General features: G+C 60.1%; 6 protein-coding genes. All 6 read right to left on the bottom strand.

Annotated features, from left to right (window positions below; all coding sequences use genetic code 11):
- Nucleotides 1-724 (bottom strand): hypothetical protein (locus tag EPO09_RS02315; protein WP_290639764.1); only part of this gene is annotated, 724 nt, incomplete at its 3' end.
- Nucleotides 725-757: 33 nt separating this feature from the next.
- A complete protein-coding gene (locus EPO09_RS02310) occupies nucleotides 758-1,102 on the bottom strand; it encodes a hypothetical protein (protein WP_290639762.1) in 345 nt (114 codons plus the stop codon).
- Nucleotides 1,095-2,318 (bottom strand): DUF3596 domain-containing protein, encoded by a 1,224-nt coding sequence (locus tag EPO09_RS02305; protein ID WP_367200034.1) that lies wholly within the window; start codon nucleotides 2,316-2,318, stop codon nucleotides 1,095-1,097. The genes EPO09_RS02310 and EPO09_RS02305 overlap by 8 nt, the downstream gene beginning before the upstream one ends.
- Nucleotides 2,285-2,527, bottom strand: a complete 243-nt coding sequence (locus EPO09_RS02300; RefSeq protein WP_290639760.1) for an excisionase — start codon at nucleotides 2,525-2,527, stop codon at nucleotides 2,285-2,287. Before EPO09_RS02300 ends, EPO09_RS02305 begins: the two co-directional genes overlap by 34 nt.
- A gap of 1 nt (nucleotide 2,528) precedes the next feature.
- Entirely contained in the window at nucleotides 2,529-2,717 is a 189-nt protein-coding gene (locus tag EPO09_RS02295) for a hypothetical protein (RefSeq protein ID WP_290639759.1), read from the bottom strand.
- On the bottom strand, nucleotides 2,714-3,319 hold the full coding sequence (locus EPO09_RS02290; protein WP_290639758.1) for a hypothetical protein: 606 nt from the start codon (nucleotides 3,317-3,319) through the stop codon (nucleotides 2,714-2,716). Before EPO09_RS02290 ends, EPO09_RS02295 begins: the two co-directional genes overlap by 4 nt.
- Nucleotides 3,320-3,354: the final 35 nt, after the last annotated feature.

Here is a 3,354-nt window from a genome sequence, read left to right as displayed (position 1 = left end):
GCCACTGCGCAACAGCCTCGTTCTGCTGCACTGGCGGGGCGTTGTAGGCGTACTCGATGGTCCCGCCCTCATTCCGAACTTGCTCCTCAATGCTCTGCTTGTTGGCGGGCTCAAACTCGATCCAGCTTGTGACGGCTTCGCCAAGTCGGTTGCTCCATCGCCACGCCACAACCTTCCCCATCTGCCGGTCCTGAGTTGTATGTGCAGACGTCTGCACGGTATGCGTCGCTGCCTCATCCCAAACCTTCCTGGCAAACAACTGCAGCGAGAACTGGCCATCATGGCGAGCTGGCAGCGATCGGTAGATGTCGTCAATGCGATCGGAGCTGAGCGGGTGTGATGCGATGGCCACCGAAGCCGGCGAGGCCTTATCAGCGGGCTTGTATGGCCGGTCGTGGAACTCAACAAGCAGCGAGATCGCGCCATCCTGGCAGCGCCCGTCAGTGATCATGTTCCCCTCATCAACCATGTGTTGAGAGATGGTGATCTCGTGGCAGTCCGCTTCTTTGAACCAGGTGGCGATTTCGCTGGGCTTCAGGTGCTGGCCAGCCGTCCACAGGTAGACATGAGAATAGAAGCAACTGCGCCCATCGCTGGGGTAGATGAAGGTGAGGTAGGTTGCGGGGCACTCGCCAAGGGATGTAGCGTTGGGGCACTGGTCGCCGTTGAGCTTCGTATTGATGTAGCTGCTGACCCTGCTGATGAAGTCTGGGGTGTCGTCCATGGTGTATTCGTTGGATGGGTTGGTGATCGGTAATCAGGCCGATTCCGGCGTGATCATTTGCTTGAGGCGCTTGCGCTCTTGTTGGGCTTCTCGGTAGCAGGCCTTGCAGCAGTAGTTGAGGCCACCAATGCCGCCCTTATAGGGGTGGAAGAACTCGCCATCGGCAGGCCACCATTCCATGCACTTGGTGCACAGCTTCTCCTCGCCGATGTCGGTTGTGCGAAGCTTGGAGCCAAGGTATCGCCCCAATTTCTCGTTGCCCTGCTCGGATGCATCAACGACGAAGAAGCGGCGATCTCGGGCATCGGGTTTGAGGAACTCCACTGCTCCGCTCATGAAGACGTATGTGGGGCTACCCACGTAGGTAGGGCTACCCATGGCTAGCCTCCTTTCCTGTTGGCTTTGAACCCTTTGCTTGCGCCTTCGGGCGCTGGTAGTCCTCCCGGATGAACTTGCCGTAGATCTTGAAGAACATGAGGATGTCCACGTGCCCGAGCTGCTGGGCCACGTACCATGGGTTCTCGCCCTTAACCAGCAGGCCGCTCGCATACGTGTGCCGTGCCTGGTAGGGGTTGCGGTGGCGCACGCCGGCACGCTTCAAGAGCGGTTGCCAAAGCGTCCGGCGGATCTGTGCGTCCGTGTCCCATGGCTCGCCGGTACGCGGGTTCAGGAAGATGTGCTCTTGCTGCAGGAACGTCCTTGGCATCTGCATGGCCAGTGCTGCCATTGCATCCTGGTTCAGCTCCAGGTCACGGATGCCGGCGTCCGTCTTCGGTGCCTTGTCCGTCTTGGCTACGCGGTTCAGATCGATGCGGGCCATGTGTGCTGGCCAATCCACCTTCACCCAGCGCAGTGCGATCAGCTCACCTGGCCGTAGGCCGGAGTTGAACCAGAACTGCACCATGGGCAGCTCATCCTCCCGGCAGGCCTGGATGATGGCCGAGCGCTCGGACTCGGTGAATGGGTCCACCTCGTACTCGCTGGGCTTGGCCGTTTGCTTGAGCAGCTTCTTCAACGCAATGCGGTCGAACGGATTGAAGTCGATCAGCTCATCGTTGAGCGCGTCTTCAAACACCGATCGCAGTGGTGTCATCAGGTTGCGCGCAAACTTCGCTGTGACGCCCAACGATCCAATCCACGTGCGCAGCGATGCCGGCGTCACGTCCGTCAGTGTCTTGCCCTCTGCAAACGTCTGCATGCGTTCGCTCTTGATGGCCTTCTTGTAGCCGTCGAGCGTGCTGGGCGACATGGACTTGTTCGACACCTGCTCTTCGTAGATCGTGAGCTGCTCATCGAGCTTGTCGGCCAGCATGATCCGGCGCCCATTAGCGTCGAACTGCTTGGCCTTAGGGCTGTCGGGGAAGTACTCGGCATAGACGAACGTGCCTGCATGGATCTTCCGTTTGATCTCAGAGCGCAGGCCGCCGGCCAGGTTGAGCGCGGTCTGCGTGATCGCGCCAGGCGCAACCAGCTCGCGGCACTCGACGTCCTTGTACATGAAGGCGATCTGGATCCGTTCGCCTGTCTTGAACGAACGGATCGTGACGCCGGCGGGAAGCTTCAGCTTCCGCTCTTTTTGCCCTGTTCCACCCACTTGTTGTACTCCTTTGGATTGATGCGAAGGTTGCCGTTGGGATCGACCTGGCAGTGCACGCCGTCGATCCATTGCTTCTTGCGGCGCCGGGCGTGGACGGCGTCTGGCGTGTCCCCCGTGAGGGTGCAGTACCAGGCCAGGGTGATCCACCGGATAGGCAGTTCAATGGTCATTTCGCCGGCTTCTTGAGTGGTGTCTTGTGCGGCCATATCAGGCGCCTCCGTTCTGCGTTACTGCTTCAAGTGCAGGCGGCTTGTGCAAGCCTTCTTTCCTGTTGGCTCCATCGGTTGTGCTGACCTGTCCACCGATGAGTGCGCTGATGTCTCGGGCGGTCTGGCAGGCGCAGCATTCGCATCCGCGAGCGCTCAACAGGGCCTTGTCTTTGACAAGGCGCTTCATGCTGCGTCCTCTTCGGTTGCTTGCTGCTCTACCTGGTCAGACGGCTTTGCCGTGTCCACGGGGTTACCTCCGGCCTTTGGCCGGCTCGTCTTAGGATCGGGGAAGGGCCAATGAACACGGCCAGCGTCTGAGCCTGTGTGTGTGGAATCGTCACCCTTCGGCGAAGCCGACTGATCTTCAGCCTGGTCATCGAGCGCAAGCTGTTCGGTAGAGTCCTGGCCCGCGCCAGCATCGGTCGTTGGCGACTCGGCACCTTCGGCGGCAGCGCCAGCCTTCGTCGCCGATTTTTTCGCGCCCCCCTTCGGCGCTTGCGCAGCAGGAGAAGGGGTAGATTGGCCTTTTGCACCCTCAAACTCGGCGCGGTGCTTTGCGACGTCAAATCCGTGGTGTGTGGCCAGGGCATGCAGGTCGGTCTTGTCACCGTCGCCCATTTCCCAATAGGCGACATCTACGTCCCGAGCAACGGCGATGCTCATCATCACCATGGCGATGTCATCGGGCGCCATGTGTTCAATGGCCTTCTCCAGAGTGAAGAGGTTATCGAAGCCATGGGCCTTGGCGACCAGTTGGCGTTCAGCGCTACCGTCCAGGTTGTCGAGCATCCGGACTGCCACTGCGCGCAGATCGAACAAGGTGC

The sequence above is a fragment of the Aquabacterium sp. genome, from assembly GCF_004297345.1.
Lineage (GTDB): Bacteria > Pseudomonadota > Gammaproteobacteria > Burkholderiales > Burkholderiaceae_C > Aquabacterium.
Note: the sequence above shows the minus strand (reverse complement) of the source record. Positions and strands in the feature narration are given on the sequence as shown.

Excerpts from the sequence above, each read along its gene's own strand:
- EPO09_RS02310 (WP_290639762.1), bottom strand. The coding sequence starts at position 1,102 with ATGGGTAGCCCTACCTACGTGGGTAGCCCCACATACGTCTTCATGAGC.
- EPO09_RS02300 (WP_290639760.1), bottom strand. The coding sequence starts at position 2,527 with ATGGCCGCACAAGACACCACTCAAGAAGCCGGCGAAATGACCATTGAA.
- EPO09_RS02295 (WP_290639759.1), bottom strand. The coding sequence starts at position 2,717 with ATGAAGCGCCTTGTCAAAGACAAGGCCCTGTTGAGCGCTCGCGGATGC.
- EPO09_RS02290 (WP_290639758.1), bottom strand. The coding sequence starts at position 3,319 with ATGCTCGACAACCTGGACGGTAGCGCTGAACGCCAACTGGTCGCCAAG.